The sequence below is a fragment of the Stenotrophomonas sp. YJH_SMC_120 genome (assembly GCF_059368675.1).
Map to the genome: position 1 here is coordinate 747,461 of NZ_JCAFRY010000001.1, position 21,120 is coordinate 768,580.

At 67.7% G+C, this 21,120-nt stretch carries 21 protein-coding genes; 17 read left to right on the forward strand and 4 right to left on the reverse strand.

Features of this window, described 5'->3' with window-relative positions; translation table 11 throughout:
* Positions 1–17: 17 nt before the first annotated feature.
* From AC5P60_RS03740 to AC5P60_RS03800, 13 genes are all read left to right on the forward strand, one after another.
* Positions 18–557 carry a GNAT family N-acetyltransferase gene (locus AC5P60_RS03740; RefSeq protein WP_033835564.1) on the forward strand — a complete coding sequence of 180 codons (540 nt, stop codon included), beginning with the start codon at positions 18–20 and terminating at the stop codon, positions 555–557.
* A complete protein-coding gene (locus AC5P60_RS03745) occupies positions 554–886 on the forward strand; it encodes a non-heme iron oxygenase ferredoxin subunit (RefSeq protein WP_033835563.1) in 333 nt (110 codons plus the stop codon). Before AC5P60_RS03740 ends, AC5P60_RS03745 begins: the two co-directional genes overlap by 4 nt.
* Before the next feature lie 200 nt (positions 887–1,086).
* On the forward strand, positions 1,087–1,491 hold the full coding sequence (locus tag AC5P60_RS03750) for a hypothetical protein (RefSeq protein ID WP_033835562.1): 405 nt from the start codon (positions 1,087–1,089) through the stop codon (positions 1,489–1,491).
* 152 nt (positions 1,492–1,643) lie between these two features.
* On the forward strand, positions 1,644–3,950 hold the full coding sequence (locus tag AC5P60_RS03755) for a TonB-dependent receptor (RefSeq protein ID WP_483693009.1): 2,307 nt from the start codon (positions 1,644–1,646) through the stop codon (positions 3,948–3,950).
* A gap of 68 nt (positions 3,951–4,018) precedes the next feature.
* Entirely contained in the window at positions 4,019–4,738 is a 720-nt protein-coding gene (locus AC5P60_RS03760; protein ID WP_033835560.1) for a tetratricopeptide repeat protein, read from the forward strand.
* 10 nt (positions 4,739–4,748) lie between these two features.
* On the forward strand, positions 4,749–5,426 hold the full coding sequence (locus AC5P60_RS03765) for a Fe2+-dependent dioxygenase (protein WP_049430447.1): 678 nt from the start codon (positions 4,749–4,751) through the stop codon (positions 5,424–5,426).
* A 163-nt stretch (positions 5,427–5,589) separates the two neighbouring features.
* Complete coding sequence (locus tag AC5P60_RS03770) at positions 5,590–5,991, forward strand: hypothetical protein (protein WP_483693011.1); 402 nt, start codon at positions 5,590–5,592, stop codon at positions 5,989–5,991.
* Positions 5,992–6,137: 146 nt separating this feature from the next.
* A complete protein-coding gene (locus AC5P60_RS03775; protein ID WP_483693013.1) occupies positions 6,138–8,558 on the forward strand; it encodes a TonB-dependent receptor domain-containing protein in 2,421 nt (806 codons plus the stop codon).
* Between the two features lie 230 nt (positions 8,559–8,788).
* Positions 8,789–9,427 carry a PepSY-associated TM helix domain-containing protein gene (locus AC5P60_RS03780; RefSeq protein WP_005408421.1) on the forward strand — a complete coding sequence of 213 codons (639 nt, stop codon included), beginning with the start codon at positions 8,789–8,791 and terminating at the stop codon, positions 9,425–9,427.
* Positions 9,428–9,453: 26 nt separating this feature from the next.
* Positions 9,454–9,972: a DUF2271 domain-containing protein gene (locus AC5P60_RS03785; protein ID WP_005408420.1), complete on the forward strand. Its 519-nt coding sequence runs from the start codon at positions 9,454–9,456 to the stop codon at positions 9,970–9,972.
* Between the two features lie 122 nt (positions 9,973–10,094).
* Complete coding sequence (locus AC5P60_RS03790; protein ID WP_005408419.1) at positions 10,095–10,898, forward strand: DUF4198 domain-containing protein; 804 nt, start codon at positions 10,095–10,097, stop codon at positions 10,896–10,898.
* Between the two features lie 53 nt (positions 10,899–10,951).
* Positions 10,952–11,923, forward strand: a complete 972-nt coding sequence (locus AC5P60_RS03795) for an FAD:protein FMN transferase (RefSeq protein WP_033835582.1) — start codon at positions 10,952–10,954, stop codon at positions 11,921–11,923.
* Positions 11,920–13,524, forward strand: a complete 1,605-nt coding sequence (locus tag AC5P60_RS03800; protein WP_483693015.1) for a sulfite reductase subunit alpha — start codon at positions 11,920–11,922, stop codon at positions 13,522–13,524. The genes AC5P60_RS03795 and AC5P60_RS03800 overlap by 4 nt, the downstream gene beginning before the upstream one ends.
* Positions 13,525–13,697: 173 nt before the next feature.
* On the opposite strand, the gene AC5P60_RS03805 is transcribed toward AC5P60_RS03800, so the two are convergent.
* The 4 genes from AC5P60_RS03805 to AC5P60_RS03820 form a co-directional block, all read right to left on the reverse strand.
* Entirely contained in the window at positions 13,698–14,306 is a 609-nt protein-coding gene (locus tag AC5P60_RS03805; RefSeq protein WP_005412516.1) for a HutD/Ves family protein, read from the reverse strand.
* A 34-nt stretch (positions 14,307–14,340) separates the two neighbouring features.
* Complete coding sequence (locus AC5P60_RS03810) at positions 14,341–15,066, reverse strand: murein L,D-transpeptidase catalytic domain family protein (protein WP_005408415.1); 726 nt, start codon at positions 15,064–15,066, stop codon at positions 14,341–14,343.
* Between the two features lie 17 nt (positions 15,067–15,083).
* On the reverse strand, positions 15,084–16,169 hold the full coding sequence (locus AC5P60_RS03815) for a L,D-transpeptidase (RefSeq protein ID WP_483723588.1): 1,086 nt from the start codon (positions 16,167–16,169) through the stop codon (positions 15,084–15,086).
* A 352-nt stretch (positions 16,170–16,521) separates the two neighbouring features.
* Complete coding sequence (locus AC5P60_RS03820; protein WP_024958219.1) at positions 16,522–16,848, reverse strand: ComEA family DNA-binding protein; 327 nt, start codon at positions 16,846–16,848, stop codon at positions 16,522–16,524.
* Between the two features lie 199 nt (positions 16,849–17,047).
* On the opposite strand from AC5P60_RS03820, the gene AC5P60_RS03825 reads away from it, so the two are divergent.
* The 4 genes from AC5P60_RS03825 (at position 17,048) to murU (ending at position 20,676) form a co-directional block, all read left to right on the forward strand.
* The gene (locus AC5P60_RS03825; protein ID WP_111173503.1) at positions 17,048–18,541 is read left to right on the forward strand and encodes a M20 family metallopeptidase; all 1,494 of its coding nucleotides are present in this window, start codon (positions 17,048–17,050) and stop codon (positions 18,539–18,541) included.
* Between the two features lie 68 nt (positions 18,542–18,609).
* A complete protein-coding gene (locus AC5P60_RS03830) occupies positions 18,610–18,879 on the forward strand; it encodes a GlsB/YeaQ/YmgE family stress response membrane protein (protein ID WP_005408411.1) in 270 nt (89 codons plus the stop codon).
* A gap of 64 nt (positions 18,880–18,943) precedes the next feature.
* Positions 18,944–19,969 carry an aminoglycoside phosphotransferase family protein gene (locus AC5P60_RS03835; RefSeq protein WP_423373239.1) on the forward strand — a complete coding sequence of 342 codons (1,026 nt, stop codon included), beginning with the start codon at positions 18,944–18,946 and terminating at the stop codon, positions 19,967–19,969.
* Positions 19,966–20,676, forward strand: coding sequence for an N-acetylmuramate alpha-1-phosphate uridylyltransferase MurU (gene murU / locus AC5P60_RS03840; protein WP_231522603.1), 711 nt, complete (start codon positions 19,966–19,968; stop codon positions 20,674–20,676). Before AC5P60_RS03835 ends, murU begins: the two co-directional genes overlap by 4 nt.
* Positions 20,677–21,120: the final 444 nt, after the last annotated feature.

A 21,120-nucleotide genomic window follows, 5' to 3' on the forward strand; every position in this document is an offset into this window, starting at 1 on the left:
CAACCTAGAATGGGGCCATGAGCACCCTGACCTTCCGCGCCGCCACGCCGGCCGACATCCCCGCCCTGATCGCCCTCGTCACCTCGGCCTACCGTGGCGACGCCAGCCGCGTCGGCTGGACCACCGAAGCCGACCTGCTGGATGGCGCCCGCATCGACGCCGAAGGCATCCAGGCCGACCTCGACCGCCCGCGCTCGACCATCCTGCTGGCCGAGCGCGGGGACCAGCTGGTGGCCTGCGCCCACGTCGCCGATGTCGACGGCAAGGGCTACTTCGGCATGTTCTCGGTCGATCCGGCCCAGCAGGGCGGCGGCGTCGGCAAGCAGCTGATGGATGCCGCCGAAGCACACGCCGCGCGCGAATGGAACGTACCGGTGATGCAGATGACCGTCATCGACGTGCGCGACGAGCTGATCGCCTTCTACGAGCGCCGCGGCTACAGCCGTACCGGCATCAAGAAGCCGTTCCCGTATGGCGACGAACGCTTCGGCATCCCGAAGCGCGACGACCTGCGCTTCGAGATCCTGGAAAAGCCGCTGAACGGAGCCACCGCGTGAGCGAGGCCTGGACCTTTGTCTGTGCCGGCAACGAGCTGCTGCCGGGTGAAATGAAGAGCGTGTTCGACGAAGTGACCGGCACGCCGATCGTGGTATTCAACCTCGACGGCGAGCTGTACGCACTGGAAGATCAGTGCACGCATGAAGAGTTCGAACTGTCCTCGGGCGAGTTCAACACGACCGAAGGCAGCGTGGAGTGCGTGCTGCACGGCGCGCGCTTCGACGTGCGCGATGGCCGCGCCATGTGCGCCCCGGCCTACAGCCCTGTGCCCAAGTTCCCGGTGAAGCGCGAGCACGACGCGATCTGGACCCGCGACGACCGGGATTGAGGCGGCGCTGGGCCCGGAGAGCCCCCAGAGGGCGCCTCGCGGGAGAGCATCCACCCATGGGGTGATCCACTGGAGTGCACTGAGGGGCCCTCCAGGGCCCTTCCAGGCCATCCAGATCGGCAACCCGATTGCGCATATGCGAATCATTATCGTTGATGTTATTCTACGTAACATCTTCGTAACGACATCGCCCCTGCGCCATGGCTTCGCCCGCGCCCACCGCCACGCTGTGCCAGCTCGCCCGCCAAGGGTGGCCACTGCTCGTGGCCGTGCTGCTGACGTTGCTGCTGGGCTGGTCGGCCTTGCACGAAGGGCGTGGCGTCGATCCGGCCGCGCACGGCTGGCAGGCACACGCTGAAGATCTGCTGCAGGCGATGCCGCTGCCGCAACCGCCAGCCGACGAATGCCCGCAGCACGCCGCACCAGCACCGGAGCCTCCGTTCGATGGCGAGGGCACCTCGCCCTGCACCGGTCTGGTCCCTGCACGCGCCGCTCTGGTCGCGCGTATCCCGCTGTGGCGCTCCGATACCCTGCGCTGGCAGTTGCATGATCCCGCGCTGCGGTTGAACCCCGGCCACGCACCGCCCGCACCGCACGCCAGCTGAGGCGCCCTGCGGCCGTTGCCGTGCGCCTGATTGCGTTTCCCGCCAGCCGAGCCTGGCTCGGCTCTACAGCACCCACTTCCCGCCTGTCGCCGCATGCCCATCTGCGCCGGCTCGCGCTCGCCCTTTCCCGATCCGAGCCACTACCCACAGTCATGACCCACATCACGTCCCGCAAGCACGCCCCGCGCGTTTCCCTGCTCGCCACCGCCACCCTGGCCGCGGGCTTTGCTCCGCTGGCTGCGCAGGCTGCCGACGGCGCCGACGCCGGTTCCCGCAACGCCACCGAGCTGGACAAGGTGCAGGTGCGCGGCAGCTGGTTCAACCCGTCCTCGCCGAAGTTCACCGCCGAGCTGCTGGACACCCCGAAGTCGGTGTCGATCGTGTCGGAGAAGCTGATCGCCGAAACCGGTGCGACCAACCTGCAGGATGCGCTGCGCATGGTGCCGGGCATCACCTTCGGTGCCGGCGAAGGCGGCAACCCGACCGGCGACCGCCCCTTCATCCGTGGCTTCGATTCGCAGAGCAACGTGTTCGTCGACGGCCTGCGCGACGTCGGCTCGCAGACCCGCGAGATCTTCGACCTGGAGCAGGTGGAAGTGGTCAAGGGCCCGAGCTCGGCCTACGGCGGCCGTGACTCCGGTGGTGGCAGCCTGAACCTGGTGAGCAAGACGCCGAAGCTGAAGAACGAGACCAGCGCCAGCATGGGCATCGGCACCGACAGCTACGCGCGCGGCACCGTGGACGCCAACTACGTGCTGGGCGACGGCATCGCCGCCCGCCTGAACCTGATGAAGCACGAGTCGGACATCGCCGGCCGCGACGCCGCCAACGTCAGCCGCTGGGGCATCGCGCCGTCGATCGCGTTCGGCCTGAACGGCCCGGCGCAGCTGATCGCCAGCCACTACCACATGCAGAGCGATGACCTGCCGGACGCGGGTGGCTTCCCCTACAGCAATCCGTTCTCCAGCGGCCCTAACGTGGCCAAGAACGGTGATGGCCGCCCGATGGTGCCGGACCGCAACAATTACTACGGCCTGGTCGACCGTGATTTCCAGCGCACCCGCGCCGACATCAGCACCCTGGACGCCAGCTACGACTTCGGTGGCCACAAGCTGCGCAACATCGCGCGCCTGGGCAACACCAGCAACGACTACCTGTGGACCCAGCCGGACGACAGCAAGGGCAACCCCAACCTGTACGGCACCTTGTGGCGTCGCACCAACACCCGTGCGGTCGACGTCAAGAGCTTCGCCGACCAGCTGGGCCTGACCGGTGCGTTCCAGACCGGCGCGCTCAAGCACAGCTACAGTGCGGGCGTGGAGTACAGCGACGAGAAGATGACCCGTGGCAGCTACCTGATGTCGCCGGGCACCGCCAATCCCCTTGAAAACAGCGCCAACAGCACTCGCTGCCAGGTGTCCGGCGCGGCCACCGGCTACAACTGCACCGACTTCAACAATCCGAACCCGAACGATCCGTGGGCGGCCGGTCAGATCGTCTATCGCAGCGACAAGGCGCTGGACGTCGAGCAGCGCACCAAGACCACCTCGGCCTACGTGTTCGACACCATCGAGCTCAATGAGCAGTGGATGATCAACCTCGGCCTGCGCTATGACGACTTCCGTACCACCCTGACCACTCCGGTGGCCGGCAAGGCACCGACCCGCGTGCGCAACAGCAAAGACTTCCTGAACTACCAGGCCGGCGTGGTGTTCAAGCCGGCCGCCAACGGCAGCATCTACCTGTCCTGGGGCACCTCCTCGACCCCGCCGGGCATGGACGGTGGCGACGGTTCGGACGGCCTGAGCGCCGCCGTGGCCGACCTCAAGCCGCAGGACACCAGGAACCTCGAACTGGGCACCAAGTGGGACCTGTTCGACAAGCGCCTGAACCTGACTGCCGCGATCTTCCACACCGTGATGAACAACGCACGCGTGACCATCGACAACGGCACCAGCCAGAACGCCGGCAAGAAGGAAATCAACGGCTTCGAGCTGGGCTTCACCGGCCAGCTGACCGATGCCTGGAGCCTGTACGGCGGCTACACCTACCTGGACTCGGAACTGAAGGACAACGGTTTCGTCTGTGGCGCACCGGTGGGCCGCACCTGCCCGTCCAACGTCTACGTGCCGTCGCCGAACAACGGCAACGTGTTCCCGAACACCGCCAAGCACAGCGCGAACCTGTGGACCACCTACCGCTTCCCGATCGGCCTGACCATCGGCGCCGGTGCGTTCTACTCGGACAAGCAGTACGGTGACGTCGCCAACACCAAGTGGATTGCCAGCTACACCCGCTTCGACGCGATGGCCAGCTACGCGATCCAGGACAACATCAGCCTGCAGCTCAACGTGCAGAACCTGACCGACAAGACCTACTTCACCAAGGCCTATGCCTCGCACTACGCGAGCATCGCCCCGGGTCGCTCGGCCACCCTGGCACTGAACGTGAAGTTCTGATGTAACTGCGCTCCACCACGGCGGCAGGCTCTCCTGCCGCCGTTTTTGTTTCCGGCGATACTCACCCCATGGCAACCCGTACCCCCATCGACAGCGATGCTCTGGCCGCGCTGCTGCAGCACGATCCGCAGGCTGCCTTCGCACGCGTGCGCGACGCCGCGCAGGCCGGACAGGTCGAGGCACAACTGCTGCTCGCGCAGATGCACATGGAAGGCAAAGGCACCGCACAGGACGCCTCGGCGGCACGGCTCTGGTACGAGACCGCCGCCAACAACGGCGCGCCAATGGCGATGAACATGCTGGGCCGCTGCCACGAACTGGGCCAGGGCACCGCACCCGACCCGGTGCTGGCCGCGGTGTGGTACCGGCGCGCGGCCGACACCGGCCTGGACTGGGGCCTGTACAACCTGGCCAACCTGCTGGCCACCGGCCGCGGCGTGACCCAGGACCGCGCACAGGCACTGGCCCTGTACACCCGTGCCGCACACCTGGGCCATGCCAAATCGATGAACCTGCTGGCCCGCCACCTCGAAGACGGGCTGGATACCGCACCCGATCCGCAGGCAGCCCTGGGCTGGTACCAGCGCGCGGCCGAAGCCGGTGATTTCCGCGGCCAGGCCAACTACGCCTCGATCCTGCTGCAGGCCGGCCAGGTCGAGCAGGCCGTGCACTGGCTGCGGCGCGCACTGGCCCACGGCAGCCCGGCGTTCATGGCGCACATCGTGCCGGAACTGGCCGCGTCGCCGCATCCACAGGTGCGCGCCCTGGTCGCGCCGCCGTCCCTCTGAGGAGTCCCGCATGCTGCTGCACATCCCCGACATTCTCAGCGCCGACCAGGTGGCCGACTTTCGCCGCCGACTGGATGCCGCCGACTGGACCGATGGCCGCGAAACCGTCGGCCATCTGGGCGCGCAGGCCAAGCACAACCAGCAGCTGCCCGAGGCCTCACCGCTGCGCCGCGAACTGGGCGAGATCATCCTCGTCGCGCTGGCCCGGCACCCGCTGTTCTTCAGCGCCGCGCTGCCGCTGAAATACCTGCCGCCGCGCTTCAACCGCTACAGCGGTGGCGGCACCTATGGCTTCCATGTTGATGGCGCGGTGATGAACCTGGCCAACGGCGAACAGCTGCGTTCGGACATTTCCTGCACCCTGTTCCTGTCGGCGCCGGACGAGTACGAGGGCGGCGAACTGATCATCAGCGACACCTACGGCGAGCACGAAGTGAAGCTGCCGGCCGGCGACCTGATCGTGTACCCGTCCAGCAGCCTGCACCAGGTGCGCCCCGTCACCGCCGGCGCGCGCGTGGCCTCGTTCTTCTGGGTGCAGAGCATGGTCCGCGACGATGTGCAGCGCCGCCTGCTATGGGAAATGGACGGCTCGATCGAGCGCCTGCGGCAGACTGGCGGCGACGCCGGGGCGGTGCTGCAGCTGACCGGCGTGTACCACAACCTGCTGCGGCGCTGGAGCGAGGTCTGAGCCCGGTCGGGCTGGCCTGCGAAATTTTGGCAATCATTCTCATTTGCAACAGCTAACAGCTCTCATTACAATCACGCCCCGTTGATGCCGGCCGCTGCCGGCAGACCCCTGGGACCCCTGCTTGCTGCGCCCGCTTCGCCCTCGTCCACTCATCCATCGCAAGATGGGCACCGCCATGCGCGGCCAGCGTCCTGCGCTAGCCAGCCTGCTGGCGTGGGTGGCGATGCTGGCCTTGCTGCTGGGCACCCTGCCGCTGCTGCCACACGGCCAGGCCGGAATGGCCGTGCAGATGCCGCTGGAAGAGCGCGGTGGCGAAGGCACCTTGCAGGAAGAGGTACCGGCCAAGCTGCGCCGCTGTGCTGCCGCTCCGGTGAAATCAGCCGAGAAGGCACGCCCGCCGTTGCTGCTGGCCAGCCAATGGCTGCGCACCGAGCTTGAACTCGTACCCGCCACGCCGGCCATGCCCGGCGTGCGCCCGGACTGGCCGCTGGCCGCTCCGGACACGCCCTGGGCCGATGCGCCCGGGCGCCGCCAGCAACGCGGCCAGGCGCCGCCGCTCGCCTGATTCACGGCCCCGCGTGACCGCCTGCGCGGTCGCGCCCGCGCGTTGCTGCCTGCTTCATCCCTGCCGCCCCTGACCGGGCCTCCCCGTGCATGCCGCGACGTTCGCGCCTGGCATCGCACCACCCTGCATCCTTCGAGGTTACTGCCATGGCCCAGCGCCATCGTGTCCGTTCGTCCCTGTCCCGTACCCTGCTGACCAGCGCCGTGCTGGCGGCCATGACCGCCCCTGCCTTCGCCCACGGTGACGCTTCCGGCGCGCCACAGACGCTGGACAAGGTGGTGGTCACCGCCTCCGGCTTCGAGCAGAAGGTGGTCGATGCACCGGCCAGCATCAGCGTGGTCAGCCGCGAAGAACTCAGCAAGCGCCCCTACACCAACCTGGTCGATGCGCTGCGCGACGTCGAAGGCATCGACGTCGGCCTGGAGGCTACCGACAAGAACGGCCGCGCCACCATCTCCATGCGCGGCCTGCCGTCCGAATACACCCTGGTGCTGATCGACGGCCGCCGCCAGAGCAATGTCGGCCAGCTGTACCCGAACAACTTCGGTGGCGGCCAGTTCGCCTACCTGCCGCCGCTGGACGCGATCGAGCGCATCGAAGTCGTGCGCGGCCCGATGTCCACGCTGTACGGCTCGGACGCGATGGGCGGCGTGATCAACATCATCACCCGTCGCAACCAGGACCGCTGGCATGGCGCCGTAACCCAGGGCTTCACCGTGCAGCAGGACGACCAGTTCGGTGATGCGCGCACCACCGACCTGTACCTCAGCGGCCCGCTGCTGAAGGACCGCCTCAGCCTGGCGCTGCGCGGCAGCTACTACGATGCCAAGGCATCGAACCCGGAGTGGGATGCACTGACCCTGCCCGACGGCAGTCTGTGGGAGCGCAGCATCGGCTTCGGCGGCGGTGGCAAGTCGGTGGCCAACACCAACTGGAATACCGGCGTGCGCCTGGACTTCCGGGTCAACGATGACCACGAACTGTGGCTGGACTACGACGTGTCGCGGCAGAAGTACGACAACAGCGAAGGCCAGACCGGCACGCTGGACAGCCTGGCCAGCCTGTGGCGTGTCGGCAATGCGGTCATCCCCAACCCGAACGGCAGCGGCACCGTCACCCGCCGCGTGGTGCAGCCGCGCGTCGGCTACACCGCCTACCAGCGCTATGAGCGCGATCAGCTGTCGCTGACCCACCAGGGCCGCTACAGCTTCGGCACCTGGCAGACCTCACTGACCCACAGCAAGAGCAGCAACCTCGGTCGTTCGCTGCCACTGACCCTGGACGAGCGCGCCAACCTGCAGACGCTGTGGAATGACGTCTGCCGCCGCACCGGTGCCGCCAACAACTGTGCGGCCGGCCGTGGCAATGCCCTGGCCGCGCTCAACCCGAGCGAGATGGCGCGCCTGCAGGCGTTCCTGCCGCGTCCGCTGCGCACCATGGAACTGGAGGGCTACGTGCTCGACACGATGCTCGACCTCGACTTCGGCGCGCACAAGCTGACCGTCGGCGGCCAGTACAACGACACCGACATGATCGACGGCGTGTTCGGCATGGATGGCGCCGGTTATCGGAGCAACACCAGGCAGAAGCACCGCATGTGGGCGCTGTTCGCCGAGGACAACTGGGCGCTGACCGATACCCTCACCGCTACCTTCGGCCTGCGCTACGACGACCACAACGTGTTCGGCAGCCACGTCAGTCCGCGTGGCTACCTGGTGTGGAACGCCAGCGATGCGTGGACCTTCAAGGGTGGCGTCAGCACCGGCTACAAGACCCCGCGACCGGACCAGTTGTTCCCGGGCATCACCGGCTTTGGTGGCCAGGGCGTGCTGCCGCTGGTCGGTTCCCCGAACCTCAAGCCTGAAACCAGCACCAACTACGAGCTGGCCGCCTATTACGAAGGCCAGCGCTGGGGCTTCAACGTCACCGGCTTCTTCAACACGTTCGAAGACAAGATCGCCAGCGGCGGAACGTTCCCGAACTGCGAAGTGGCGCGCGCCGGCAGCGGCTACTGCGTGGACATCGGCCCAGGCTGGGCAGCACTGGGCTACAGCACCTTCACCCAGAGCGTGAACATCGACAAGGCCGAGACCCGCGGCGCGGAACTGGCCGGTCATGTCGACCTGCTCGACACCCTGCAGCTGCGCGGCAACTACACCTGGACCAGGAGCGAGCAGACCAGCGGCCCCGACAAGGGACGCCCGATCTCAGGCACCACGCCGGCAAAGCACATGGCCAACGCCAGCCTCAACTGGCAGATCAACGAAGCGATCAGCCTGTCGCTGATCGGCGAAGGCCGCTACGACCGCTATCGCGACACCCTCATCGACAGTGCCGGCACCCGCCACGTGCGCTATTACGAGGACTACACGATCTTCCACCTGGGGGGCAGCTGGAAGGCTACGCCGTGGCTGACGGTCAATGCACGGGTCAACAACCTGTTCGACAAGAACTTCGTTTCGCAGTCGTGCCTGCTGCTCAATCCCAGCGAGTTCAGTTGCGTGGATGACTACGCGACCAAGGACCAGCGCCGCAGCTACTGGATTTCGTTGAACGCGAAGTTCTGATCGCCGCGCACCGGCAGTGCCGGCCACTGGCCGGCATTGCCCTGCCCTGGTGGGTGCCGACCTTGGTCGGCACCGCTTCATCCACGCATGGCCTGGATCTACCGATCGGTAGTGCCGGCCGCTGGCCGGCAACCCGCAATGCCTGCTCCCGGGATACAGAACGACACGCAATTGCGAGCTATTCTCATCAATGATGTAATGGGCAGTCCCCGTCCGCCTCGAACCGTGCCGTGAGCCGTCCTGCCTCTTCCACCGTGCAGCAGCAACAGAACCGTGGCTTCTGGCTGCGGACGCTGCACCAGTGGCACTGGATCAGCTCGGCGGTGTGCCTGATCGGCATGCTGCTGTTCGCGGTGACCGGCCTGACCCTCAACCATGCCGCGAAGATCGAGGCCAAGCCCGAGGTGCAGAACCAGCATCTGGAACTGCCGGCCGCGCTGCTTGGACAGCTCGGCACGCGCGAAGACGGCAACGCACCGATTCCGCGCCCTGCCCGGCAATGGCTGGACACGCAGCTGGGCATCGCCATCGGCGGGCGACCGGCCGAGTGGTCGCCCGAAGAGATCTACCTGTCGCTGCCGCGCCCCGGTGGCGACGCCTGGCTGAGCATCGATCGCGAGACCGGCGCGGTGGAATACGAATCGACCTCGCGCGGCGCGGTGTCCTACCTCAACGACCTGCACAAGGGCCGCAACGCGGGCCCGGCGTGGGGCTGGTTCCTGGACCTGTTCGCCGTGGCCTGCCTGGTGTTCTGCATCACCGGCCTGTTCCTGCTGCACCTGCATGCGCGGCAGCGGCGCATGACCTGGCCGCTGGTCGGCCTCGGCCTGATGATCCCGCTGCTGATCGCCCTGTTGCTGATCCACTGACTTTTCCCCGTTTCCGGAGCCGCCCCATGCGCGTCACCCTGACCATCGCCCTCAGCGGCCTGCTGGCCACCTCGCCGGCCTATGCCACCACCCTCGACATCAACGTCGAAGTGCCCAAGCTCAACGTGGCCGAATACCACCGGCCGTATGTGGCCGTGTGGCTGGAAGGCGCCGACCAGAAGGTCGCGGCCAACCTCTCGGTCTGGTACCAGCAGACCAGCAACAGCGAAGGCCACGGCACCAAGTGGTTGCCCGACCTGCGCCAGTGGTGGCGCAAGAGTGGCCGCACCCTGCAGGTGCCGGTGGACGGCGTGACCGGCCCGACCCGCCCGGCCGGCAAGCACGCGCTGTCGTTCAACGACAGGCAGCCGGCACTGAAGCAGCTGGCCCCGGGCAACTACACCCTGGTGGTGGAAGCGGTGCGCGAAGTCGGCGGCCGCGAGCTGCTGAAGATCCCCTTCACCTGGCCAGCTACCGCCGCGCAGAACGGCAAGGCGCAGGGCGCCACCGAACTGGGCCAGGTCACCCTCGCCGTCAAACCATAACTGCCTGAGCCGGGGTCGGATCCCTTCCGCAGGAAGGGCTCTGACCCCATCGCCGTATCCCCCGGGGTCAGAGCCCTTTCCGATGGAAAGGGATCCGACCCCTTCCAACTGGAGTCTTCCGCATGAAGCGCACGCTCGTCCTCGCCGCCGCCCTGGCCGCTGCCCTTCCCTTCTCCGCCCTGGCCCACAAGGCCTGGCTGCTGCCCTCGCAGACCGTGATCGCCGGCAACGCGCCGTGGATCACCGTCGACGGTGCGGTCTCCAACGACCTGTTCTACTTCAACCACGTGCCGCTGCGCCTGGAATCGCTGGTGATCACCGCGCCGGACGGCAGCACCGTGCAGCCGCAGAACGCATCCACCGGCAAGTACCGCAGCGTGTTCGACATCGAACTGAAGCAGCCGGGCACCTACCGCATCGCGTCGGTCAATGACGGCCTGTTCGCCACCTACGAGCAGAACGGCGAGCGCAAGCGCTGGCGCGGCAGCGTCGCCACCTTCGGCGAACTGCCGAAGGACGCGAAGAAGCTGGAAGTGAGCCAGTCAGTCGGCCGCGTGGAGACCTTCGTCACCAACGGCGCGCCGAACGATACTGCGCTGAAGCCGACCAACCGTGGCATCGAGCTGGTCGCCGTCGGCCACCCGAACGATCTGTTCGCCGGCGAGGAAGCCACCTTCCGCGTGCTCGTCGATGGCAAGCCGGCGGCCGGCCTGGAATTCGAGATCGTGCGTGGTGCCACCCGCTACCGCAACGCACAGGACGAGCTGAAGGTCACCAGCGATGCCAAGGGCGAGATCAAGGTGACCTGGCCGGAAGCCGGCATGTACTGGCTGGAAACCGGCACCGAGGACAACAAGACGTCGGTGAAGCAGGCCGCCAAGCGCCGCCTGAGCTACGTCGCCACGCTGGAAGTGCTGCCGCAGTAATGACGTGGACCGCGATGCCGGGCAGCCCGGCATCGCACCCGCAACGCATCACCATGACCGACTCCCTGCTCGACATCGCCCGCCTCGGCGGCACCACCATGGGCACCACCTGGAGCGTGTCGCTGGTCGCGCCGCGCCAGCGCGACCTGCACCCGCTGCACGCCGGCATCCAGGCGCGGCTGGACGAAGTGGTCGCGCAGATGAGTACCTGGGAGCCCGGTTCGGACCTGAGCCGCTACAACCGCGCCGACGCGGGCCAATGGGGCGTGCTGCCGGCCGAGACTCGTTACGTTCTGGCCTGCGCACAGGCGATCGCGTCCACCAGTGGCGGCGCCTTCGATCCCACCGTCGGTCCGCTGGTTGCACTGTGGGGCTTCGGTGCACATGCCGGTGAACGCCGCCAGCCCGACGACGCTACCCTGCAGGCCACGCGCGATCGCTGCGGTTGGCAGCGCCTGCAATGGCAGGACGATGCGCTGCTGCAACCGGGCGGGCTGGAACTGGATCTCTCCGCGATCGCCAAGGGCTTTGGCGTCGACCATGTCGCTGCGTGGCTGCGCACACAGGGCATCACTGCCGCGCTGGTCGAAGTCGGCGGCGAACTGGCCGGCTACGGCCGCAAACCGGACGGCCAGCCGTGGCGCGTGCTGGTGGAGTCCGCGCCGGAAGAAGATGCGCACACCAATACCCCGCCGCGGGTGCTGGCGCTGGAGGGCAAGGCGGTGGCCACCTCCGGCGATCGCTGGCACCAGTACCAGGTCGATGGCGAGGCCTACAGTCACAGCCTGGACCCGCGTTCGGGCAGACCGGTGCGGCAGGTTGCGGCGGCAGTGACGGTGGTTGCCGATGATGCGATGCATGCTGATGCCTGGGCCACTGCGTTGACCGTGCTGGGCCGCGAACAGGGCATGGCGCTGGCCGAGCGCGAAGGCCTGGCTGCACGCTACCTGCAGCGTGCAGCAGACGGCCCGCAGGAATTCCTCAGCAGCGCCTTCCAGCGCCTGCTCGACGAGCAGAGCCCATGAGTACCCGGCCGTCGCGCGCGTGGCTCGGCAACGCGCTGGTCCTGCTTCTGCTGGCGCTGATCGGCTGGGCGCTGCTGCGCCTGCACCTCGGTGAAGCGTGGTGGCAGAGTGCGCCACCGGCGCGGCAGTTTCAGATCGCGGTACTCGCCACGGCGCTGTATGCGCTGGCCTGCGTTGCGCTGTGGTGGCGTGGGCGCCCGCGCGACGATGCCGCAAGCGGAGACTCCGCGCCCATCCTGCTGGCCTGGTCCAGCCAGACCGGCTTTGCCCGCGAACTGGCCGAACGCAGTGCCGAGGCCCTGCGCGGAGCCGGCGTGCCAGCGCGCGTGCGCGGACTGCATGAGGTCGACGCCGTGTTGCTGGCCGGCAGCCAGCGCGCGCTGTTCATCGCCAGCACCACCGGCGAAGGTGATCCGCCCGACCACGCCCTGCCGTTCCTGCGCGGGGTAATGGCCACGCCGCCCTCGCTGCAGCATCTGCACTACGGCGTGCTCGCACTGGGCGACCGCAGCTATGGCCACTTCTGCGGATTCGGTCACCAGCTCGACCAATGGCTGCGCCAGCACGGCGCGCAGCCACTGTTCGATGCAATCGAAGTCGACAACGCCGATCCGGCGGCGCTGCGTCATTGGCAGCAGTTGCTGGGACAACTCGGCGGTAACGCCAGCGAACTGCCCGACTGGAGTCCGGCCGAGTACCAGCCGTGGACGCTGCTTCAACGCGAGCATCTGAACCCGGGCAGCCCCGGCGGCCCCGTGCATTGGTTGCGCCTGCAACCCCCAGCCGATGCAGATGCGCAATGGCAAGCCGGTGACATCGCCGAGATCGGCCCACAGCACGCATCGCACACCGTGCGTGCCTGGCTGGACACACAACGCTTTGACGCGGACATCGTGCTGGATGACGGACAGACGTTGCTGGCACGCGTCGCGCGCTCGCACCTGCCCTCATTGGTTCCCCCGGGTGATCTGCCTGCGTTGCTGGCGACCCTGCAGCCGCTGCCGCACCGCGAGTACTCGATCGCCTCGGTGATGGCCGACGGTGCGGTGGAGCTGCTGCTGCGCCGCCAACTGCGCGCCGATGGAACACCGGGCATCGGCAGTGGCTGGCTGTGCGACCACGCGGCCATCGACGAACCGGTGCAGCTGCGTCTGCGCCGCAACGACAATTTCCATGGCGTGCCCGCCGATGTGCCGCTGCTGCTGATCGGCAACGGCACCGGCATCGCCGGCCTGCGCGCGCATCTGCACGAACGCGCCCTGCAGGGCGCGCGCCGCACCTGGCTGCTGTTTGGCGAGCGCACCGCCGCGCACGACTTCCACTTCGGTGAAGAACTGCAGGCGATGCTGGCCGACGGCACGCTGGCGCGGCTGGATGCGGTGTTCAGCCGAGATGGCGGCGCGCATCGCTATGTGCAGGACCGGCTGCTGGCCGAAGCGGCAACGCTGCGGCAGTGGGTGGATGAAGGCACGACGATCCTGGTCTGCGGCAGCCTGCAGGGCATGGCCCCGGCGGTGGATGCGGTGATCGAGCAGGTGTTGGGTACTGCGGGCAAGGAAGCGCTGTTGCTGGCCGGTCGTTACCGGCGCGATGTGTATTGAGGTTGCCCCATCCACGCATGGCGTGGATCTACTGAACGCACCGACGCCCGCGAACCGCCCTCTTGTGGGTGCGAACCGCGTTCTGGTGGGTGCGAACCTTGGTTCGCACCATGACGCGGCATCGGCGGCCGCAGCCACGCCATGCGTGGATGGCGCCCACCCGCGCCCAGGAATCATCCCGCTGCTGCACTGACCCGTATCGCCAGCAACTCGCCACCGCCCTGCAATGCGTGCCGCTGACGTTCGCCGGCCGCCAACCATGCGGTATCGCCCGCCTGCAACGCCGGCAGCCCGCTGTCGGCACCAAACTCCGCCTGACCGGCCAGCAGATGCAGCGCCCAGGCCACGCCCGGTTCGCAGAAGAAGAACATCGCGCCCACCAGCGGCCGGTGCAGCAGTTCGGCCTGCAGCAGCTCGCGCTTCCACATCAGGTTGAAGTCGTGGGTGGTGCCATCGACCAGTTCCCCATGCAGTGTCTCCTCACCAGCAAACCGCACTCGTCCGTGTGGCGGCAGCACTTCCGCCACGCGTCCATCGTCGAAGCGCAGGCGCACGCCATTGCCCTGCAGCAACACCAGTTCGCGCTCCACGCCGGGGAAGGCAGAGAACGCGGCATCCTGTTCGATTTCGGCCACCGACAGGCGCAGCGCCCAGTCATCGCCCTGCGCGGGCAGGCGCAGGATCTCGCGGGTCCAGCCCAGGCCGTTGCGCCAACGTTCGCGGCGGTAGTCCAGGCTGGAGATCACCTGGCTCGGAGTGTGCAGCAGGGAGTCGATGTTCATCGGCGCATTGCATCATGCCGCACGCCGTCGTGCATCACCGCGTGGCGAGCGTGCCCTGGCCACCGCACCCGCCGGCCAGCAGCTGCGAGTGCTTCAGCCAATCCTGGTCGGGGTAGTAAGCAAACACCATCGTGCCGCCACGCAACGCATCGATCAGCGGCCTGGCCACCGACAGGCGCACCGCCGGGCAACCCAGGCTGCGGCCCAGCCGCCCCTGCAGCTGCGCGGCAGCCGGGTTCACGTATGGCGCACCATGGATGACGATGGCTCGGTCACGCGCGCGGTCGTTGAAGCCCGGTTCCAGCCCGGCCAGGCGCAGCGAATATCCATTGCCACCCATGTAGGTCTCCTGCGCGGTGAACGCGCCGAGGCTGGACATGAAACTGCCATCGCGGTTGGAGAAGTGCTCGGTGCGGTTCTCGCCACTGTTGCGGCCATGCGCCACCCACTCCTCGAACAGCAGGCGCTGGTGGGCCAGGTCGAACACCCACAGGCGCGGCTCGGTGGACGGGCGCGAATAGTCGATCACGCTGAGGCGATCACCATTGATGCCCAGTTCCGGCCGCTGCAGCGCACAGCGCATGGCGTGCGCCGCCAGCTGCAACACGTGGCGGTCGGCCTTGGGCGCACTGCGCGACAGCAGGGCAGCCAGATCATCGGCGCTGGTGGCAAGGGCGGGCGTCTGTGCCAGCGCCGGGGCGCTGGCCGAGGTCGCCAGCAGGCCGAACGCGGCCAGCCGGCACAGGCGGGATGCAGTCATGGGCACAACGAGGGCACTCAGTTGCCCTTGAGGGTGGACCCTGGCGGCTCGGATTCCAAGACCGGCTGCATTCCGGATTCAGCCGGGCTTGGGCGGACCGCCGGCAGCGAGGTCACCAGCAGGGTCGTGCCCGGCACCAGCACCTGGTACAGCTGGCGGGCGAAATCGGCCGGCAGCGCCATCGGCAGCGAGGGCGTGGCCAGCAGGTCCGGCGTGGCCTGGGCACGGTCCTGGCCCAGCAACGGGTAGGCCGTCCACTGGTGCAGGCGCTGGTTCACGTCCAGCGGGCTGGGGGTGTCGCTGTAACCCTGCCCCATCACGAACAGCGTGGTGCCCTGGAACGCCGGCAGGGCGTCAGCCTTCAGCGGCGACTCGCCGATCATCACGCCATCGCGCAGCACGTACAGGCGCTGGTCGTGCAGGCTGACCAGGATGCCGACCTGCCCGGCCGGCGCCGCGCTGTCGTCCCACCAGGCCTGTGCCGGGGCTCCGCCCTCGGCCTCCGGCAGGGCCTGGCCGCGCGCGTTCACCGGCGCCAGCACCGACGGATAGGCCAGGGTCATCGGTGAGCTCTTGGCATCGGCTACGACCACGGTATCGCCGCGCTGGGTTTCGCTGAACAGCTTCTGCGCGAAGGCCTGCGGCAGGCGCACGCAGCCGTGCGAGGCGGGATGCCCGGGCAGGCTGCCGCCATGCAGGGCGATGCCGTCCCAGGTCAGCCGCTGCATGTACGGCATCGGCGCGCTGTTGTAGAGGTTGGACCTGTGGTCCTTGTCCTTCTGCAGGATGGTGAACACGCCGGTTGGCGTCTCGTGCCCGGCCTTGCCCGAGCTGATCGTGGTCAGGCCGATGGCAATGCCGTTGCGGTAGACGTAGGCGCGCTGCTCATCGAGGCTGACCACCAGCACGATCGGGCCGGTCGGCGAGATTTCCGGATGCCAGAGGTATTCGCCCGGCTTGAGGTCGGTCGGCCCGCGCACTTCAGCGCTGCTGGCTGCGGCAGCCGTGGGCTTGCCAGCCGCTGTCGGCGCAGCGGCATGGGCCAGCAGCGGCAGGGCCAGTGCAAGGGCGAGCATCAGGGTGGTGGGGCGGTGCGGGAGCATCCAGCGGGGGTCCTTTCCATGCGGTGCGGCCACCGTACACCATCGGCCCGTGGTGGCCGCGGCAAAACCAGGCGCCGGAAATGAAACTGCCCGGCGACACAGCCATGTGTCGTACCGGGCAATCGTTACGTCCTTGTCGGCCTGCTGCCGCCCCCTCGCATCCTGCGCTGTGGGGGTAGCGTTGCATCCTGCACGCGGCCGCGTCTGTCCTGTTTGTATCTCAGCCCCTTCCACAGGTCTGTGATGCCACCATCCTGGTGATTGGTGCCGCGTCCTGCGGCGGTCGGTGGTCACGGCCGTCCTGTCCGTGACCGCTGAACCAGCTTCCTGCCGGTTCCGACGATTCCTGCTGTCAGCGCCTCGGTACGGTTCGCACCGGTACCGATCCGGGTACCGGATCCGCCGGCAACAACCTGTTGCCTACGGTTATCCGCTGTCGATTCCGTTCGACGATTGCTTTCCCTATCCCCTTCACCTGCGTCAGGTCCTCGACGCGATGAAACGGGCCGTGTCTGCGCCGGTGCTCAACGATCGCCTCGGCCTTGGCGGCTCCGACCATCGTCAATCCCTGCTGCAGCGCCTGGGCATCGGCGCGGTTGATGTCGATCGGTTCGGCGGCATGCGCCCCAGCGATCCCCATGACCAGCACCAGTGCCCTCAACACGACAAACCAAGGCACAACGTGTATCTCCTTGTGATTCTGGCCGCCCCGACCGGCAATCCCGTCGGCAGGAACAGTGTCCGTCACCACATGCACACAGCCTATCGGTTTCCCGGATTTCCGTAAGCCAGCCAAATACCCGACGTGATGTAGGAAAAACCCTACCCGTGGCACAGGCGTAGAATGGCCGGATCAGCCCATGCAACCGGAGTTTCAGATGGACAGCGCCAAGCTCGGCCAATTCGTCAATGACAAGTGGGACAGCGAGATCGTCCCGCAGTTGGTCGACTACATCCGCATTCCCAACAAGTCGCCGATGTTCGACGCCAATTGGGTGCAGAACGGCTACATGGAACAGGCGGTCACGCTGATGGAGAGCTGGGCCAAGGCCCAGCAGCTGCCCGGCCTGAAGGTTGAAGTGGTGCGCCTGGAAGGCCGTACCCCGCTGATCTTCCTGGAAATTCCGGCCACCGGCGCCGAGACCGGCGACGACACCATCCTGCTCTACGGCCACCTGGACAAGCAGCCGGAAATGACCGGCTGGGACGACGACCTCGGCCCGTGGACCCCGGTCCTGCGCGGCGACAAGCTGTATGGCCGCGGCGGCGCCGATGACGGCTACGCCATCTTCGGCTCGCTGGCCGCCGTGCTGGCGCTGCAGGCCCAGGGCCTGCCGCACGCGCGCTGCGTGGTGCTGATCGAAGCCTGTGAAGAGTCGGGCAGCTACGACCTGCCAGCCTACGTCGACCACCTCGCCGACCGCATCGGCAAGCCGTCGCTGGTGGTCTGCCTGGATTCGGGCTGCGCCAACTACGACCAGTTGTGGTGCACCACCTCGCTGCGCGGCCTGACCGGCGGCAATTTCACCGTGAAGGTGCTCAACGAAGGCGTGCATTCCGGCGATGCCTCCGGCGTGATCCCGTCCAGCTTCCGCCTGCTGCGCCAGATCCTTTCGCGCATCGAAGACCAGGAGACCGGCCGCATCCTGATCGACGGCATGAACGTCGAGATCCCGGCCGAGCGCCTGGAACAGGCCAAGCGCGCCGCCGAAGTGGTGGATACCGAGATCTTCGAGAAGTTCCCGATGGTCGACGGCCTGCGCCCGATGAACGAGGACCTCACCGAGCTGGTGCTCAACCGCACCTGGCGCCCGGCGCTGTCGGTCACCGGCGTCGGCGGCATGCCGCCGCTGGAATCGGCCGGCAACGTGCTGCGCCCGCAGACCTCGGTGAAGCTGTCGCTGCGCCTGCCGCCGACGGCCGATGGCAAGACCTGCGGCGAGCTGCTGAAGGAAGCGCTGCTGCGCGACCCGCCGAATGGCGCGCAGGTCAGCCTGGACCTGGAAAAGGCCTCCACCGGCTGGAACGCCCCGGCGATGGCGCCGTGGCTGACCCAGGCCATCGACGACGCCAGCCAGGCCTTCTTCGGCAAGCCGGCGATGTACATGGGCGAAGGCGGCTCGATCCCGTTCATGGGCATGCTGGGCGAGAAGTTCCCCGGTGCCCAGTTCATGATCACCGGCGTGCTCGGCCCGCACTCCAATGCGCACGGCCCGAACGAGTTCCTGCACATCCCCATGGGCAAGAAGGTCACCGCCTGCGTGTCCAAGGTGATCAGCGAGCACTACGCAGCCAGCCTGCGCGGCGAGACCAGCGGTTCGCCGGTGGCTGCCGACAGCGGCACCCGCCACGGCGACCACGGCTGCTGCTGATCCGGCACCCGTGACGGACGCAGCCTGGCCTTGCTAGGCTGCGTCCACCCTTGGTGGAAATCGCGCGCATGAATGGTCTGTTCGGCAGCAGCAGCTGGCTCTACATCATCCTGGTCGGCTTCTTCGTCGGCCTGCTCGGGCGTTTCTTCATGCCCGGCAACAACCGCATGGGCTGCCTGCTGACCATCGTGCTGGGCATCCTTGGCGCCCTGGTCGCCGGCTGGTTCGGCCAGTACATGGGCTGGTACGCCCCCGGTGAGCCGGCCGGTTTCCTCGGTGCGGTAGTGGGTGCGGTGGCCGTGCTGGCCGTGCTGCGCCTGTTCAGCGGCCGTCGCTGACCCCGTCCCTCCTTCCCTTCCTGTTCCCGACGTTGGCGCGCCCGGCGCGCCCGGATATGCCTGCATGACCGAACCCGCCTCCGATCCCCAGCGCAGCGCGCAGCGCCTGCAGTGGGCCCGTACCCAGCTCGATGATGCCAACGCGGTGGTCGAACGCGCCTCGGTCGATGCCGGCATGCGCAGCTACTGGCGCACCACCAGCACGCGCGGCAGCCACATCGTGATGGATGCCCCGCCGGGGCTGGAAGATCCGAGGCCGTGGCTGCGCATGCGCGGCCTGCTGCACGACAACGGCCTGCGCGTGCCCATGCTGCTGGCGCAGGATCTGGATGCCGGCTTCCTGCTGCTGGAAGATCTCGGCGGCCCGACCCTGGCCAGGATCCTCGACGAGCGCAACGCCGATGAATGGTTCGGCCGTTCGATCGAACAGCTGCTGCGCCTGCAGGCGATCCCGGTGCCGGCCGACTTCGGCCAGTTTGGCGAGGCGCTGCTGCAGCGCGATGCCGGCCTGTTCGACGAATGGTTCCTGCAGCGCCACCTGAACCTGGAGCTGGACTGTGGCGAGATCGAAGGGCTGCAGCTGGTACACCGCCGCTTGATGGACAACGCGCTGGGCCAGGCCCAGCTGATGACCCACCGCGATTACATGCCGCGCAATCTGATGCCGGTCGAAAATGGTCCCGCAGTGCTGGATTTCCAGGACCTGGTGCGCGGCCCGATCGCCTACGACGCGATGAGCCTGTTCAAGGACGCGTTCCTTAGCTGGCCGCTGGAGCGTGTGGACGAGTGGCTGGCGCAGTACCACGAGCGTGCCCGCGACGCCGGCCTGCCGGTGCCCGACCGCGCCACCTTCCTGCGCGATGCCGACTGGATGGGCATCCAGCGCCACGTGAAGATCCTGGGCCTGTTCTGCCGGCTGCGTTACCGCGACAACAAGGGCCATTACCTCGACGACGCACCGCGCTTCATCACCTATCTGGATGAAGTGCTGCCGCGCTATCGGGAACTGGCACCGCTGCAGCAGCTGCTGGACGAGCGCATCAAGCCGGCGCTGGCCGGGCTGGGTGCACCGATGCGCGTGGCCCGATGAAGGCGCTGGTCTTTGCCGCCGGCCTCGGCGAGCGCATGCGCCCGCTGACCCTGCACACGCCCAAGCCGCTGCTGGAAGTGGCTGGCAAGCCGTTGATCGTCTGGCACCTGGAACGCCTGGCCGCACTCGGCGTGCGCGAGGTGGTGGTCAACACCGCATGGCTGGCCGAACAGTTCCCGGCGACGCTGGGCGATGGCAGCCAATGGGGCCTGCACCTGCATTTCCTGTACGAAGGAGCGACCCCGCTGGAGACCGGCGGTGGCATCCTCAACGCCCTGCCGGTGCTGGGCGATGCCCCGTTCCTGGTGGTGAACGGCGACATCTGGACCGATTTCGATTTCGCCACGCTGCCGCGCGAGCCGCGGGGCCAGGCGCACCTGGTGCTGGTCGACAATCCGGTTCAGCACCCGCACGGTGACTACCGCCTCGATACGCAGGGGGTGCTGCACCACGATCGCGAAGGCCCCTGCCTGACCTATGCCGGCATCGGCGTGTACCGTCCTTCGATCGTGGCCGACTGGCGCACGGTGATCGGCGAGGCGCCGGGCAGCGAGCGGCTGCCGCCGAAGTTCTCGGTGGTGCCGCTGCAGAAGCATTTCATGGCGCAGGGGTTGATGACCGGGCAGCACCATCGCGGGCGCTGGACCGATGTCGGCACCGTGGATCGCCTGCGTGCGCTGGATGCTGAGTTGGCGGCGAACGGCTGAGCCCCTCGTGGCTGGTCGCGTAGCGCGGATCGCGTGCTTGGCCGGTCGGGTGGGCCATGCAGGGGACGCTGCAAGTACGTCCCTGTAAGCTCGATGGCGACATCCATGGCGCCAACGCCCCTGCATGGCCCACCCGACCAGCCTCTGACAGTTTCCGTGGGCGTCCAGCCACGGAAAAGAAAAAAGAAAAGCAAAAGCGGGTCGCTTCGCTGCGCTTGCTCTGGTGACGACCAACGGTCGTCACCCACCACAAGCAAGACACGTGTCGACCAAGGTCGACACCCACCAACAGCAGTCAGCAGTAAGCAGTAAGCAGTAAGCAGTGCAGTACGCAGTCCCGGCAGATCGCGGCCAACTGTCGAAGGCGGGGTGGGTCCGGTTGCGGGGGCGTGAGCCGCATGGATGCGGCGACCGAGCTTACAGGGACGTACTTGCAGCGTCCCC

Bases quoted from the DNA above. Each gene is read 5' to 3' on its own strand.
- AC5P60_RS03740 (WP_033835564.1), top strand. From the start codon at position 18: ATGAGCACCCTGACCTTCCGCGCCGCCACGCCGGCCGACATCCCCGCC.
- AC5P60_RS03750 (WP_033835562.1), top strand. From the start codon at position 1,087: ATGGCTTCGCCCGCGCCCACCGCCACGCTGTGCCAGCTCGCCCGCCAA.
- AC5P60_RS03755 (WP_483693009.1), top strand. From the start codon at position 1,644: ATGACCCACATCACGTCCCGCAAGCACGCCCCGCGCGTTTCCCTGCTC.
- AC5P60_RS03760 (WP_033835560.1), top strand. From the start codon at position 4,019: ATGGCAACCCGTACCCCCATCGACAGCGATGCTCTGGCCGCGCTGCTG.
- AC5P60_RS03765 (WP_049430447.1), top strand. From the start codon at position 4,749: ATGCTGCTGCACATCCCCGACATTCTCAGCGCCGACCAGGTGGCCGAC.
- AC5P60_RS03770 (WP_483693011.1), top strand. From the start codon at position 5,590: ATGGGCACCGCCATGCGCGGCCAGCGTCCTGCGCTAGCCAGCCTGCTG.
- AC5P60_RS03775 (WP_483693013.1), top strand. From the start codon at position 6,138: ATGGCCCAGCGCCATCGTGTCCGTTCGTCCCTGTCCCGTACCCTGCTG.
- AC5P60_RS03785 (WP_005408420.1), top strand. From the start codon at position 9,454: ATGCGCGTCACCCTGACCATCGCCCTCAGCGGCCTGCTGGCCACCTCG.
- AC5P60_RS03790 (WP_005408419.1), top strand. From the start codon at position 10,095: ATGAAGCGCACGCTCGTCCTCGCCGCCGCCCTGGCCGCTGCCCTTCCC.
- AC5P60_RS03795 (WP_033835582.1), top strand. From the start codon at position 10,952: ATGACCGACTCCCTGCTCGACATCGCCCGCCTCGGCGGCACCACCATG.
- AC5P60_RS03800 (WP_483693015.1), top strand. From the start codon at position 11,920: ATGAGTACCCGGCCGTCGCGCGCGTGGCTCGGCAACGCGCTGGTCCTG.
- AC5P60_RS03805 (WP_005412516.1), bottom strand. From the start codon at position 14,306: ATGAACATCGACTCCCTGCTGCACACTCCGAGCCAGGTGATCTCCAGC.
- AC5P60_RS03810 (WP_005408415.1), bottom strand. From the start codon at position 15,066: ATGACTGCATCCCGCCTGTGCCGGCTGGCCGCGTTCGGCCTGCTGGCG.
- AC5P60_RS03815 (WP_483723588.1), bottom strand. From the start codon at position 16,169: ATGCTCCCGCACCGCCCCACCACCCTGATGCTCGCCCTTGCACTGGCC.
- AC5P60_RS03825 (WP_111173503.1), top strand. From the start codon at position 17,048: ATGGACAGCGCCAAGCTCGGCCAATTCGTCAATGACAAGTGGGACAGC.
- AC5P60_RS03830 (WP_005408411.1), top strand. From the start codon at position 18,610: ATGAATGGTCTGTTCGGCAGCAGCAGCTGGCTCTACATCATCCTGGTC.
- AC5P60_RS03835 (WP_423373239.1), top strand. From the start codon at position 18,944: ATGACCGAACCCGCCTCCGATCCCCAGCGCAGCGCGCAGCGCCTGCAG.
- murU (WP_231522603.1), top strand. From the start codon at position 19,966: ATGAAGGCGCTGGTCTTTGCCGCCGGCCTCGGCGAGCGCATGCGCCCG.